This is a genomic window from Corynebacterium sp. FDAARGOS 1242 (genome assembly GCF_016889985.1).
GTDB classification, from domain to species: Bacteria; Actinomycetota; Actinomycetes; order Mycobacteriales; family Mycobacteriaceae; genus Corynebacterium; species Corynebacterium minutissimum_B.
The window spans coordinates 2218402-2233238 of the sequence record NZ_CP069568.1; the positions used below are offsets into that span (position 1 = coordinate 2218402).

Genomic DNA, 14837 nt, shown 5'->3' on the forward strand with positions numbered 1-14837 from the left:
CTTCACAGCCCCGGGCCTCTGCCCTGCCCCTGTCCGCGGTTCTGCCAACCTGGGTGGTGCTGTTGGTGCCGCACGGAGCGCTCTGTGAGAAGCTGCGCCACGGCATCGAGCACCATGGCGACGCGACCAGTGGCATAACGCTCGCAGTTTTCAAGGTGGAACGCATTCACAAAATGATCAGCGGTGAGGTGCGCGATGTGTTCAAGGTCGCGGTTCTCCCACGGCCGCAGTGCGTCCTCGGCCAACAGAGTGAAATCCCGAGGGAAATAAAAGACCCACGAAGCAATAATCGCTGACATGAGTAGCTTGTCCAGCCCGTCACCCAACGTGGATTTGTCCAGGTACGCCAACTGGATTGAGCGGCCGCGATGGGTATCGAGGTACTCAATCCACCAGCGCGCATCAAAGGTGGTGAGCTTCTGGTATTCCTCCGCACTCAAGGCTGGGACAGTCGCGTTCACCCCCGGCTGCGCGCCATCTGTGGCCGTTGCTGCGGATGGTTCAGGAGTTGGTTCTGCCGGGTTGAAGCTTGGGGCTGCGCTTGTCGACGTCTCCTTTTCCAGCCCCGCACTTGCCGACGCCATAGGCGCGCCAGCTGCCCCAGCTGCAAAAGGATTATCCGATGCCGCGTTCAGTGGCAGCCCATCATCGCTCGGCGAAAGCTGCTCCTCCCGTGGGTGCGACGCAGCAAGAGGATTCGGCGGGAATGGCGCGGCGGGATCGCCGCCACCAGCAAAAGGCGAGGAACCGAAAGAAGGTGCGCCAAACGGTGCTTCCTCCTGCGCCGCTGGGGCTTCCGGCTCCGCTCTCCGCGTGTCCTCTTCAGCAGAAGATTGTTCGTACGCGCTGACATCAGGCAGGGTCTCACCCAGCACAAACACCACTGGGTTTCCGGAAATGGTGGTGTCTGCCAAGCGCTGCTTCTCGCTCGGCGGGACCACGATCATGGTGGAGGTGCTCAGTGGAAATTCATTGATGGCTGCGGCTCGTTCAAAAGTAGAGAAGCCAAAACCGTCCTCCCCCACCTCGCGGGCAGTGGCGGCAATCCACAATGCCGCTTGGTTGTCTGGCGCCACCAGAATGACCAGGCCGTTCCGAGAGTTAAGCACCGTGGCCATCGCCGATACCAAGTCACGGTTGAACGTGGAATCTGGGTTCGGGGTTACGGACTTAAACGGTGCCGGAAGCTTCTCCGGCTGGCGGAATTCCCCGTCGAGGAACTCGTCGAGCAAAACATCTGAATGCAGCGGACCGCGCGCCGAAATTCCCTCCGGAATCTGCACCTTATCCACCTCATAGATGGAAAAAGGAGCAGGTACATCGGGGGAATAAAGCACCGTGGAGGGAGCCGGCGGGGTGCCAGTTCGCGTCACGGTGGTGTAGGTGAAAACATTGCCGCCGCGCCCAGTGGCATCGAGACCAGCCGGGACTGACACCATGGTTACCCACTTATCCGCTTCCGGTGTCAGAGCGAAAACTGCTGTACGGCGAACAAGCTCAGCTCGCTGCTGCGCGGAAGGAAAATCCGGGATGGCAGTGCCGTTGTTGAGCGAGGTGGGCACGAAAGACACCAGCTCCGCGAGCTCCTCTTGAGTAAGGTCACCAACTTTCTGGCCCACTCCCCAACCGCCAGCACGGCCCTTGGCGCGGGAGAAAGATGCATAGCTAAATGCGCCGCCCATAGCTACTGGCCTCCTTGGAAGTACTGGTCCTGACCATAATTCTGGCCATAGCTCTGGTCGTAGTACTGCCCGGGCTGCGGCTCGGTGTACTGCTCAGAATACTGCGGGCCACCATTCGGGCCAGCGGCGTAGAACATCAAGCGGTTCGCCACATCTCCTTCCACGACCACGGCTTTATCTGATGCGCTCAGAGTCGGCGATGCCTCGCTATAGCTCTCAGCAAATCCGCTGAAGGCATCGTTACCGCCGAAGCTGTCGAAGGAAGAATCAACGTAGGTGTCGAACCCTTCCACAGCAAACAAACGAATGAATCCACCGCGCTGTGCGTACTGGCCAAGCGACACCGTGAAGTCTGGGTACTGCCCGCGTGAAGGGCCCAAGCCTTGTGCCACGTGGGTCGTGCTCTGCAGGTTGGTTTCCACAATGCCGAGTGCCTCACCGTCTTCCGGGAAGAGTGGCAGGCGGTCAGCTCGGTACACGACCTGGCAGGAGAACTGACGCTTATCGCCATTGCCCAGGCTCCACAGGTAGACCTTGACCTGGCCTTGGTAGACATCGACGTCAAAGTCATACGTCACGGGGCGCAGCCCCTCATACTGAATGACCCGCTCCTCGCCCTCAGTGCGCTTACCAGCAAACACCGCATAAGGCTTGAGGCGTACGGTATCGCCGTGCTGGTCGAGGTGCAGGCGGATCCCGCCTTGGAGGTCATAGTCTTCTTCACGAATCTGGTCATGTTCGCGGTTTGTAAAGTATTCGACCGCGGTAGCGCCCTTTGGCCAATCGAAGGTGATGAGCTGGCTCTCCACACGCTCGATGAGACGGAACTGGTCATCTTCAATGGACTGCACGCGCTGCAACACCTTGGATTCGCCTACCCAGGCATCGGCGTCGTTGAAGTTCACCGGGGTGATGTACACCTCGTACCAGTCCGGTGGCCACGTCATAGTGACGGTCTGGAAGGAACCCGCTTCAGAAATGCCGCGAGTCTCAGTAAAGGCGCTCGATAGCGCACTTTCGACGTACGTCTTTGGTACCGCTGAGGTAGTTAGATCTGCTGGTGGAGCTGTGGGGGTGAGGTAGATATTCACCTCACCTGACTTCGGTGAATACCAATCCACCTCAATGGAATCGTGGCCGTACTCGCTGCGGCGCTCACAGCGCGACAGCTCCAGCTTTTCCAACTCACTGGCCAGCTTCACGGAGCGCTGCACCGCAACCTCATCCTGGCTCTGCTCGGTAGCACCGTGGAACTCTGCTTGGCCCAGCAGGGAGATGACGATGGTTTGACCGGATTCTTGGACCGGGATGGTGGCCTTGCGGCCGGAGCTGTCCACGTCCTGCTCAAATCGCGGGGAAAGCAGCTCCTTCTCGCTATCACGGCAGGCATAAACCATGGCGCTGGAATGGCCTGGCAGCAGGTCCCAGGAGACTTGAATAGCCCCCTTGATGGTTGAGACTCGCACGTTGACCGGTGGGAATACCACAGCGGTGTCACCCATGAAGACTGGCTGGCTATTGACCAGTTCACGCAGGTCCGTACCTTTATAGGCCCACACGGCGTAGTGCCGCAGTCCTGCTTCTCCCGGGTTGTTATCGCGGTAGGCAGTGCCCTTGGTGTACACAAGGGTATCGCCAGCGTCGGGGGAGGCAACCATCTCGGAATCATCAGCCACCACGCGATAGAACACGACCTCGTTCGGCTCATGCTCAAGCTCCGGCCACCACAGGCGTACTGGGTGGCGCTGGTCGGATTCTTCCTCTGGCTCCGGTTCTACGCCATAGCCCAACTCATCACCGGACTCATCCTCGGCTGAGGTGGTATCTGGTACTTCAACCTCAAACTCAATGCCTGGTGCAACCCAGTTGGGGTCTTGGCGGTATTGGTACTCTGCCCGGATACCGAAGCCCGGGATGGTGATGTAGTCCTCTTCGTTGACCTGGGTCTTCTGTTCTTCTTCCGCCTGGAGCTCTGCCCATTCAGCAAAGAAGTCGCGCGGCGCCGCGGCAGCCGGCGCTTCCGACCCTGGCTGCACGTGAGGCTGCGTCTGCTGAACAGCGGCGGCCTGCTGCTCGTGCTGCTGACGCCGTGCCTGCTCTGCGGCTGCCCGTTCTGCCGCTGCGCATTCGTTGGCTGCTTGCTGCGCAGCCTTGTGGTCGGCAGCGCGTGCCTGTGCCGCCGCTGCGTTGAGGGACTGCGCACTCAGCTCTGGGTGATCTACTTCCTCACCGTTAAATGCAGCGGCAATCTGCTCAGCAAACTGTCTAAACGGGGCGGAGACAGCCTCACGGACATCGTCAGCACTCACACGCTTCAGCTCATGCAACGTTGTGAGCTCGCTAAACGGAACATCCTTGATTGAGGGTTTCGGGGTGTGTGTCATCAACGTTCCTTAGAAGGTTTCATCGAGGTCCGACAAGTCCGGAGTCCCCGGCTGACCAAACACGGGGTTAGCATTCGAGCCCGGCTGCCACGGGGTGCTCTCCTGGGTACCACGGGAGTCGCTTGGCGCATCGGTCTGTGTTGGCACCCCGAAACCCATGTGGCTGGTGTCATCCAGCTCATCGAGGGACAAGTCCGCGGTGTTGTCAAAGGTATGCGCACCAGGGACGGAATCGGGGATGAGGTACTTGAAATCAGTGATCTTGCCGTACTGCACCACCGTGACCGAACGGGAAAGCTGACTGGTCAGTGCGGTTTGACTATCCACTTCCACAATGCGAGTGCGGGAGCCATCAATCTCGGTGTAGCCCTCAGCGCCGCCAGCACTTGTCAACGCATTGGGGCTGAAGGCCTGCAAAGCGCCCTTTTCCTGATTCATGCCGGCGAGGAACTCGCTCGTGCTTTGGCTCCGTGCGCCTCCTTCCTCACGGAAGGTGACGTGGCCCAAGTACTGCTGCAAGCTGCGCGACATGCGCGGGTCCGTAATGACCTTCTGCCACTCTTGCTGCTTCAAGTCTCGGTCCTTCATATAAGGGTGGTCAAGGTTGCGCGAGAGGTTATCCAACGCAGTACTCGAACCCAGACCGGCCATTCCCCACATCTCATTAAGCGCCACGGCCGTGTGGCCAGTACGGTTGCGCTCAAAGGTGTTATTCATGTCATCCAACATGGACTTCAGCGACCGGTGCGCCCACTCCGTTTGGAAAATATGGGAACGAATCTCATCCGTCATGCGCACAGCATCGTCACGGTTGAGCACGGCCTGGGCAATACGAGCGTTCTCCGGCAGACCCGACTGCGGGGTACGCAGGTGATCGCTCGAGGTTTCCTTGCGGCCGAATGGGGCGTAGATAGCACGGCCCAACAACGCCGACCAACTCAAGAACTGGTTGTAGGCATTGGAAATGCGCGCGATTTCCGCCGAGGATGTCGCCAGGTTCTGCGCTGCAATCTCCTGGTTGCGGGCGAGTAGCTTGCGACGCTGTACGTAGTCAAAAATGTCTCGCTGGGCCTTGGTGAACACCGCCCACGAACACAGGAGGAAAAGCAGAATCGCCACAATGATGCCCACTACGTACCACGGCCAGTCGAACCACTGCAGGTACTCACCAAGCGGCAGATCCTGGTTGTAGCGGCCAGCCACCATGTAGGTCAGAAGCGCAAGGAACACGAAGAGGACAACCCACATCGTGCGTAGCTTGCCGGTAAGAGCTTTGTTCTCTGCGTTGAAGTCACGCGATTGGAAGCTGTTGGCCAGCTCCTGTAGCTCGCGGGCCATAGCGTGTGCCTCACGGTATTTCTGCTGAGCATGGCCCAACTTATCCCACAGTCCCTGGCCCACCTTCCATGCGAAGGTGGTGCTGTTCTTCGCACGCCAGGAAGCAAACTCATGCTTCTTGCGGCTGACAGCCTCGTTACGGGTTTGCTGACTCGTGTACTCGATGTCGGCGGCGAAGCGCTCTGCGCCTACCGGATCGAAGGGAGCCACCGTTGCCTGTGACTCATGCGTGTACCCCAAGGTACTGGTCATGAGCGGATGGAAGCCGTGGAAGGAAGCGCTAACATCCTGTACCGACTGGCCGCCATACTGCACGATGTACATGTTGCCCTGGTTGTTGCGCAGTCCCTGGGTTTCAATGCTCTCGCGCCAAGAACCGTCAACCAATCCGAGCGCGTAATCGTGATAGGCCTCCCAGGTGTGGGACAACTGCGGCTCTTGGCCCAGCGAAAAGTGCTGTTCTTTTGCCACGCGCATCGTGTGTTCGCTGGCTTGGCGCAGTTCATCGACGCTGGTGGCACCGCTCCCCTTGCCAGAGTGCCCTGCCAGCACAACCTCAACACTGGAATTCTCGCCGTACAGCATCTTCTGGAGGAACGTGGCGGCGTTCTTGTTCATGGCACCGCGCTGTCCTTCGACCCAATCCTGGGGCTTGCCGACGACCGTTGACCAGTACAGACGCAGATTATCTTTAAGTGCTGCCCAACCACTGACCTTGTGAGACTGTAGTTCCTCATAAGCGGTAGGCGCGCTCACCAATGGGGAGATCTGCTGGTCAATGAACATCTTGGCGCACTGATCCGTGAGTTGCTCCGGGTTTGCGTAGTGCACAGCACGGGAAATGTTGTTGACCTGCGGTTGCGGAAGACGCTGAGTGGGGTCAAAGACGGCCTTCTTGACCTTGTCCTCAATGTCACTGGCGTCGATCGTGCGGTGGAAGGCACGCACAAGCCGGAAGCGCTGGCGGTCACCGGTTTCGATGACTCGGTGTGTATCGGGGTCCAGCACGGCCGGCTCCGGCATGCCGCGCCACAGGCCGAAGATGCTGGCCACGGCAGGGGCGGCAAACTGTGCGAGCTCGAAACCATCTTTGGTCCGTTTAATGGGGCGAATCCGTGAGGAGGCCGGGGTTCCGCCTTCTTCCGGGGAAAGCACGAGGTTGCTCCAGCCCTGCAGCGGCATTACCTCAACGTTGTCCATCGGCAAGGCGGACAGCAGCAGACGAACGCGCAGGTTGGAGGCCTGAATCAGGCGTTGGTCGACTGCACTGACCCACTCCGTGAGCTTGTTGGCGTCCTGCGGTTGTTCGGCATCCATCGGATCAATGGTGGCGAGGAGGACGTCACCGGAAAAGCCGCGGAGGGCATCATCAAGCGTCGACAAGCGCACAGTGCCGTCCTCCGTGAAGGAACGCACAACCGCTCCGTTGGTGGGGTGCGCGTAGTCGATCCATACGAAGTCTTGCAGGAGGCCGACGGCACGCAAATCGCTCAACCGCGAGCGGATATCATCCGCAGTCGCGCCGTGCCCGAAGATAATTACGTTCGTCATTAGAAGGTGTCATCCAGATCGTTGAGGTTGAATTCCGGTGAAGTGGTCTGCCCGAAATCTGACTCTGAGGTGCGTGCCTGCGGGCTCGGCTGCGCCACGGGATTCTCGGCTACGGTCTTGGCTTGGTCCAGGTAGTTGCGGATAACCGGCACCATAGCGATAACGTCCTCGGCCAAGTCGCGGTAGTACGGCGTCATGGACGCCACCTCGCGGGAGCGAATCTCTGCGAATGGCTTGTTCGCGCGGCCTTGGCCTGGCAAGGCGTTGGTGTGGCCCGGAACGAAGTGATCAGCACCGCGTGCGAACTTGTCCAACTCCGCGACGAAGGTTTCGTAGCGATCCTGGATGGACGTGCCCACCGTGCCGCGGTTCGGAACTTCACCGGACGAAAGGAACTGCGCCAAACGGTGGACAACCGGGTGCGTTGATGCGCCGGAGTGAGCGAAGTCGAGTCCGTCGTCGAAAAGCCCACGCAGCAACTGGTACGGATACAGCGATGATGCGAAGCCGTGAGGACCGTTCTCCTGCACCTTGGCGTATGCGATGAAGATGGATTCCAGTACCGAGGACATCCAGTCCGACTTCTTGATCATGCGGCGCGGCGAGATGAGCATGGGGTTCGGGAAGTCGACCCAATTGTTCACGCCACCATCAGTGTCATCAAAGATATGGGCCGCGGCGTTGCTGGTGTCTGGGTTAGAGATGTACACGCGCCCGGTGATGCGGCCAATGATCCAACCGGCAACCATGGCCTGGCGCTCGGTCTCCGTGAGCGGCAACGCTGCCGGGAGCGGGCGGGTTCGGCGCTCCGACCACCAAGAACCATCGAAGTTGTCCTGCTTCTCAATGTCCTTGGCGATGTAGTTGAACATGGAGGAGAAGACAATCGGCGAGTAGTTCGGGTAGGAGCCGAAAATCTCGATGTGCTGAACATGATCCGACATGTTCAAGGAGTTGCGGAGAGCAACCGAGGACGGGCCGTCAATCTCCGGGCGGTTGAGCACGGACTCCAACTGCGCAGCGATACCGCTCTCTGCGGAGCCGAGCTCGGCAAATGGGATATCGGAGAAGGAGTAGGTGTACTGCACTGACTTGCCATGAATGCGCTGGACCATGTCGTCGTTGACAGCCGCCAGCGGGCGGGCATAGCTCAGTGCCAACTGGAAGGCCTCAACGAAGCGGCGCTGACGCTCGGCGTGCTCAACCTCGTTGATGTCCGGGGTCAGGGTGAGGTAGCGGCGGAGGTCTACCGAGTTGAACTTCTGGAACTCATAATCACGACGGTTAATCCACTGGCGGGAGCGCTCGAGCAGATCCGTTGGACGAATCTTGGCGTGGTAGTGCGCACGCTGGGATTCGCGGGACTCACCAGTCTGCGGGTGACGCGACAGGTACTTAGAAACCCAACCAGCACGGTTGGAATATGCATCGTTCGTGCGCTTCTGCGGTGCCAAAGTGTCATTCGGCGCTTGGGCCGCGTCGAGGGATTCCCACTCGCCGCGGATGACGGAACGCACTGCGAAGGGATACGCCTGCTCGTAGTTGGTGACGTTCGCCGTGGATTGCTGGCCCTGGATGGTGCGCAGCATCTGATCCTTGTAGTCGACGATGAAGGAGTTGACGTCCGTGAGCATGATTTCGTTCTCGGCACCCTTGAAGCGGGTTTCGACAACCTCATCAATTTCCGTCGGCCATGCGTTGACCTCATCGGTGCGTACATCCGCAAGCTTGTTGGTTTCGGCGCGTTTGGACACTGCCTTCTCTAGCACGGTGTGGGCATCTGCCAGCTCGCGCTTGAGGTGGAAAAGGTTCTCGTCAGCATAATCTTGGAGAACATCCGTGAGCAGGTGTGCGATGGCCATGAGCGCGTAGCTGTAGAACTGGTTGTAGTACAAGCCCATGAGCGCATTAACCGTCGGCGTCGGATCCGTCATCTGGCCCTTACCGGTCAGCGGGCTCAGGATGGGATCCGCACCCTCCGGCTTCGTCAGCACACGGGTGTTTTGGTAGTAACCGGAGTACTCTCCTAGAACCGGCATGAGTCGGTCGGAGTTCGTCAACACATCCGTAATCTTCGAGAGCATTTCGCGTACATAAGGCACGCCGACGGCCGCAAGCTCGCCCTCGACGGTAGCCAGCACACTGTCAGTGAAGAAGTTGGCGTAGCGGTAGACAATGTCATACGCAGCGTTGTTCAGTACGGAAGCGATGGCCTGTTCGTTGCGTGGGTCAGCCATGTTGCCTTCGAACTCGTCACGCCACTCGTTGACGTTTCGGCCCTGGCCTACCGGGATGTAGTTCTGCAGGTACTTCGTTGCGCTATCCGCAGCCTGCTGAGCCTGGCCACCGAAAACACTGTTGAGCCAGTTCCAGACGCTGCCGCTATCAATCTGACCGCCGTGCGCCCAGGACGGATCAAGAGTAATGGAGCTAAAAGCGTTGGGCAGGCGCTCCTCTAGCTTCTTAGCAATCTGCATCTCACCGGCTTCGGGGTTCTGCGGATCGAGGTGACCGTTGAAGAGACGCTCAAAAGCGCTGCGGGCTAGGCGCTGAGAGGAGTACTCGGCGAAACGGTCACGGCCCATGGATACCTGGGCATAACCAAGAGAACCCCAGGGCAAGCGGCCCCATGGGGTACCACCGGTAGGGCTATCCCAGCCGAAGAAGCGGCGGCCGCCGTCACCCGCAGGGGTGTTGGTCAACGCGTAAGAAACAAGGTTGTCGCTGGCCTTCGTGGATGCCATCAGGCCGGCCAATGCGCGGCCCAGACCACGATAAATGGACATGGCAGAACCATCACCGAAACGTGCGCTGGTGGTGCCCATCTTGGAGCCAATCGGGAAGATACGGCCAAAAGTCTGCCCCTCCGGCGGGTTACCCATATCGAAGGCTTCGAAGATGGCGCGGTCATGCTTGCTGGAATTACCCATCTGGGCTGCCACGACTTCACCAAACATGGCCAGGGAGTTCGGCCAGGCGCCAGCCATGTCATCGGCCTTGTTATCGGAGAAGATCTCCGGGGTGTACATGAAGACGAGGGTGCCCTGTGGATTCACATTCGGAATAGTGGTGAGCACGCGGCACACATCAAGGAACATCGAGGCACCGGCACCGCCCGCCATGGAGGAGACCACGAGGACGACCGGCTGGGAGTCACCAGTGTCAGAGTCCAACTTGGTCTGCTTGTAATTCAAGCGGTTGAGTTCTTGAATCGCTTCCTGGGTGAACATCTCGTCCACCGCTGCCTTGAGGGACTGGCGAATCTCCTTAAGGTGCGGCAGGGCCAGCATGCGGCCGATTGCGCGGTACTGGCCGGCACCATCAGCAAGCTTTACGTCATTGGACGCCGGGTTACGGGTAGCCCAGGTGGCGATCTCACCAAGCTTGCCGGAGCGGCCGAGGATGCTGGATACTCCCTCGTCGAAGGTGTTGTAGTTCTGACGCGAACCAATGCCGACGTACTGTCCGCCGTTTTGAGTCACGTTGGGCAGCTTCTGCGGGCCGGCTTCCTCCTCAAGAGGCACGTCGATGTTGACGAACTGCCACGCCTTGGGCAGTTCGGTCATGTCCGGGTCAATGCTGCGCAGCTCTGCTTTGAGCTGGTCCATCATGAACGCCAGGGTCTTGGCGCCGGAGCCACCGCAACCGACGACGAGGAACTTCTTCATCTTTAACTACCTTTCGAAGGGGCTTCGCTTCTGTGCTGTTGTGTGGTGCTAAACCGACTTAGTTCCGGGGTCCGAACCCGGGGTTCGGGGGAAAGCCGCCGTTGTTACCAGGGGTACCAGGATTGTTCGGGCGTTGCTGTCCCGGTTGACCGAACCCAGAGCCACCAGGCTGTCCTGGACCGCCTGGCTGATTCGGACGCTGTGGCTGGCCGAAGCCCTGTCCACCACCGAATCCTGGCCCTCCACCAAAGCCAGATTGGCCGGGCTGATTCGGGCGGCCCGGCTGGCCGTGCTGCGGCGGGGTCTGCGGGGACGGTCCTGAAGGTTGCGAGGAACCAAAGCCACCGCGTTGCGGGGTATTCGGCTGACTGCCCTGGTGCGGAGCTCCTTGTGGTCTAGGCTGTGGGCCACCTTGCGGGCCCCACGGGCCCTGTGGAGCAGATGGTCCTGGCTGACCGGTGGGGTCAGACAGACCACCCGGTTGCTGAGGTGGGGTCCGCTGCCCTGCTGGCGGCGGGGTCGGCTCCTTCTCAGCAGGGAACGCTACCTGGTCAAAGAGCGGCAGTGCCTGTCGGCTGATTTCCTTCGACATTTCGTCGTACTGGCTGGCCTGCGCCAGCGTATCGACGGTCATAACGATCTCACCGGAGTCACGGTCCTTCTGGTTACCAACAAAGAACCACTCATTCTGAATGGCCAGCGGCAGCACTGCGCGGTAACCAGACTTCTTGCCCTTGCCGGAGATTGTGCCGTCACGCTGAATCTCTACGTGCGCGGCAGTAAAGGGGCTCAGCCCCATCTTCACCTTGGCTTCATTGCGGCCAAGTTGAGCTGAGCGTGCCGAGGTCTCCACCGGTACCGCGCCCTGGAACTCGTCCTTGCTCACTGCAAATGGGCGGCCATTATCGGTGCGAACCAGGTTGGCCCCGTCGCGCTTGACCGGGATGGTCTTAACGAACATGCGTGGCTTTTCTGGAATACGGCCAGAGAACCACTTCATGAAGTACAGGATGGCCAGCGGAATGAGCAGTGCAAGCAGCACTGCAAGGACAAATGCCAAACCAAATGCAGACTTGCTCAGAGGAGCACTCATGGAGCCCTGCAAGGTCAACGGCAACTCCATCTGCTGGTTGTCTTCTGCTGACTGGAGATTAATTACCGGCTCCACGCGCAGCGGACCGTCGGCCATATTCTCCACGCTCAAAGTCACCGGAATGGTGGCTTTCTCGTCCTTGGACAGCTCCAGTGCGGAGTCTTCAGAGTTGTTCTTGGAAGACACAGCGATGGAGGACACTCCTGCAGGCAGCATGGCATCCTCGGTATTCACTGTCTGGTCTGCAACCCACACCTTGCCCGGGCCGGTCACTGGAACGTCGACGGTAATTTCTTTCTCCGTCATCGTGATTGTCTGCGCCGAGCCAACAGTGGGCATGTTCACCGGGGTAATAGTCAGCGGAGTTTCGGCATTGATGGGATCCAGCTTGGAACCCGGACGATCCTCCGTGCCCTTCGTGGTGATGTCCACGCGAGTGACCAGCTGACCAGAGGCAGCGTTTTCTACTTGTTCGAGTGGAATATCGACAGGCTGCCCATCAGTAATCGGGGCGTTGTCCACGAGAGTGACCGGAGAACCTTCCTCCGGTACGAACTCTGCGTGCAGTGTGCCCTCGCCCTCTAGCGTGCGGGCCTCACCTTTGCCGTCTACCAGTTGGCCCTTAAGTATTTGGTCGGAGTTAATGCCTCCCTCAACCTTGGTGCCATCCTCGCGCTTGAGGTCAAGAGTGAGACCGGGGACCATGACGACAGACGCAAGGTACTCGCCATCAGTGCCCTCCGCCACCTTGTAGCCGAAGGTCCATGCGCCAGCCCAGTCATCGCCATCCTTTTCCATAGCGATGTCCACCATGCCCGGCAGCTTGTTGTTTTCCGTCACGGAGACCTTCGCGCCAGCCACCTTGGTGGTATCAGTGTGGAGCTCAACCACCTCACCATTGGGGCCGGTCAACGTAGGAATAAGAGTGCCTTCCTCCACCGAGTTCTTCGGTACTGCGGACAGGCGCACTGGGGAAACGGAGTCATCCAGAACGAAGTCGAATTGGTCCTTCAGGTTGCCGTCTTTAGTCACACCACCCGAGGTCGGAATGAGATTTCGGAAGGCAGCGAAGAGTGCCGCAGGGTCCTCACCAGCATCAAAGAACGCACCGTTCGGGGCGCCTTGACCGCAGTCCTCGCCTTCTGCCATGCGAGTCAGCTGGCTAATCTGGTCCTGCGCTTCGGCAGCAGGAACCAGGCCGACATTAAAGAGGCGAATGTTCGAGTTGCGGAAAGCAGTTACTGAAGAATTAACCTCACACAGCTTGTCTTGTGCGCCCTTCAGATCATGTGCTTCGGCATCGGTGTAGTACTTGCCATCGGTAAAGAACACGATGGCACGGCAGTTGCTGCTCTCATGAGAAGCGAATTCCTTGAGCACACCCGAGTACGCAGCGCCGTAATTGGTTTCCAGATCAGAGACTCGGTCTTCCTTGCGAAACTTCTCCAGCTCGCTATCCAGGGCATCTTCCTTACCGGAGACGTTGGTCCAGCCGCCGTATTCGGCAGGGTCACTGTAGTACTCAGAACCGAAACCAGCGAGCTTGACGTTGATGTCGGCGCCGTTATCCTCGCCGAGGTTAGCCAGCTGTTTCACAATGTCCGCCGTAGCATCTACGCGGAAAAAGTCAGCATCCGTAGGCGTTGAGCCTTCGTAACCAACGAGCGACGCCGATTGGTCCAGAACAAAAAGTAGGTCCGCAGATTTCTCACTCGCGATACACGAGCCGAAGTCAGACAGGTTCTTTTGGGAGACCTCAGAAAGCTTGGACTCAGAACCGATACCTTCGCGGTGTTCCTCCGGAGCAGGCTTGTCCTCTAGGTGCTCGTCAGGTTTGTGGTCGCCGTTGTCCTCTGGGTGGTCTTCGGGTTTGTCGTCCGGATTATCCGGCGCGGATGCATCCGGTGCCGGCGGCGCCTCAGGAGCTGGTGCATCCGGAGCCGGTGGGGCTTCTTGCGCTACAGCTCCCAAGCTACCGCCGAAACCGGCAATCATCGCTGCTGCGGACAAAGCTAGTGCACGAGTGAACTTCTTCATTAGGCGCCAACCGCCTTTCCTACATAGAAGGCGATTTCGACCGCAGCGACGATGACGAGAAGGAAACTACCGCCCATAATGACGCGGTAGAGCAAGGTTTGTGTGGTGTCCTCAATGTAGAAGGTCTCTGCTTGCCGCTGCGTGTTCTTCAAGGTGTACAGACCCAAAAGAACAAAGGTAACGATGCCCGCCAGCAGCCAGCCAAAAATCGCGAGGCCAAAATACAGGCCCTGCGTCGGGGAGGCAACGAGGGGCGCCACGATAAGCAGAATCAGCGCAATAACTGCAGACACACCTGCTGCGATGAGCAGTGACCACGGCCCCTTCGTCGGCTCGCTCGGCGTTGCGACCTGGCGGCGGAAGTCCGGGGTTGGGGAGGACTGGCTAAAGCCATCCGACGAGCCCGGCGCGCCAAAGCCCGAACCGGAACCGGAGCCAAAGCCGGAACTTGGGCCCGTGCCTGCGCTCTGTCCTGGACTAGGGGTAGGGGTCGGGTTCTGCGCCGGATTGGGAACACCAAATCCGCCGGATCCACCGGGCGCACCGAACCCAGAGCCGGCGTTGTGTCCTGCGCCGGGGTTCGGCGTGGGCGCACCTTGTGGAGGGCGCCCGCCAAACTGTGGTGACGAACCTGGGGAACCAAATGTCATAGCGATACCTTCTCTATAACGGTGTTTGCCCCGACCGACCTCCCTCTCCTCCCTGCATAAGTGCGTAGAAGACAAAGAATCAGCCGGAGTGCTGAGAGCATTGAGATATAAGGTAGTCGCAGTCTCGGACACGTTCTTCTCGTGCTGACCTAAAAATTCGAACGCGCCCGAATTTCTTCGAGCGCTCAGCAAGCACAGCAGACAAGAAACGTGCAGGGAACACGACAACACTGCAAGCAAAAGAATGCCATAGTATGGCCACCTTTTCTGCCCAGTTCAGATAACTTTCTGGCTACTATCCTCTTAATGGATCCCGAAAACAAGCTGCTCATCTGCAGTTTTGTTTCACAATGACACCACAGGGATTACTCCCCGGTAGTAGCGCTAGATCCACCCCATTTCTAGTTCCCCCATCTTCATGGAAAAATGCTGTG

6 protein-coding genes are annotated in these 14837 nt (G+C 59.0%); all 6 read right to left on the reverse strand.

The genetic code is table 11. From position 1 onward, the window contains the following. Positions 1–2 precede the first annotated feature (2 nt). Genes I6J72_RS10600 through I6J72_RS13175 form a run of 6 tightly spaced genes read right to left on the reverse strand, consistent with a single transcriptional unit; the run spans position 3 to position 14403 of the window. A complete protein-coding gene (locus I6J72_RS10600; RefSeq protein ID WP_239107331.1) occupies positions 3–1682 on the reverse strand; it encodes a hypothetical protein in 1680 nt (559 codons plus the stop codon). A 2-nt stretch (positions 1683–1684) separates the two neighbouring features. After that, a complete protein-coding gene (locus tag I6J72_RS10605; protein ID WP_115021001.1) occupies positions 1685–4066 on the reverse strand; it encodes a hypothetical protein in 2382 nt (793 codons plus the stop codon). A gap of 9 nt (positions 4067–4075) precedes the next feature. Further along, positions 4076–6955 (reverse strand): hypothetical protein, encoded by a 2880-nt coding sequence (locus tag I6J72_RS10610; protein WP_115021000.1) that lies wholly within the window; start codon positions 6953–6955, stop codon positions 4076–4078. Next, on the reverse strand, positions 6955–10623 hold the full coding sequence (locus I6J72_RS10615) for a tubulin-like doman-containing protein (protein WP_204099151.1): 3669 nt from the start codon (positions 10621–10623) through the stop codon (positions 6955–6957). Before I6J72_RS10615 ends, I6J72_RS10610 begins: the two co-directional genes overlap by 1 nt. Positions 10624–10681: 58 nt before the next feature. After that, entirely contained in the window at positions 10682–13753 is a 3072-nt protein-coding gene (locus I6J72_RS10620; RefSeq protein ID WP_239107333.1) for a VWA domain-containing protein, read from the reverse strand. After that, a complete protein-coding gene (locus tag I6J72_RS13175) occupies positions 13753–14403 on the reverse strand; it encodes a hypothetical protein (RefSeq protein WP_239107335.1) in 651 nt (216 codons plus the stop codon). Before I6J72_RS13175 ends, I6J72_RS10620 begins: the two co-directional genes overlap by 1 nt. Between the last annotated feature and the right edge of the window lie 434 nt (positions 14404–14837).

Excerpts from the sequence above, each read along its gene's own strand:
- I6J72_RS10600 (WP_239107331.1), bottom strand. The coding sequence starts at position 1,682 with ATGGGCGGCGCATTTAGCTATGCATCTTTCTCCCGCGCCAAGGGCCGT.
- I6J72_RS10605 (WP_115021001.1), bottom strand. The coding sequence starts at position 4,066 with ATGACACACACCCCGAAACCCTCAATCAAGGATGTTCCGTTTAGCGAG.
- I6J72_RS10610 (WP_115021000.1), bottom strand. The coding sequence starts at position 6,955 with ATGACGAACGTAATTATCTTCGGGCACGGCGCGACTGCGGATGATATC.
- I6J72_RS10615 (WP_204099151.1), bottom strand. The coding sequence starts at position 10,623 with ATGAAGAAGTTCCTCGTCGTCGGTTGCGGTGGCTCCGGCGCCAAGACC.
- I6J72_RS10620 (WP_239107333.1), bottom strand. The coding sequence starts at position 13,753 with ATGAAGAAGTTCACTCGTGCACTAGCTTTGTCCGCAGCAGCGATGATT.
- I6J72_RS13175 (WP_239107335.1), bottom strand. The coding sequence starts at position 14,403 with ATGACATTTGGTTCCCCAGGTTCGTCACCACAGTTTGGCGGGCGCCCT.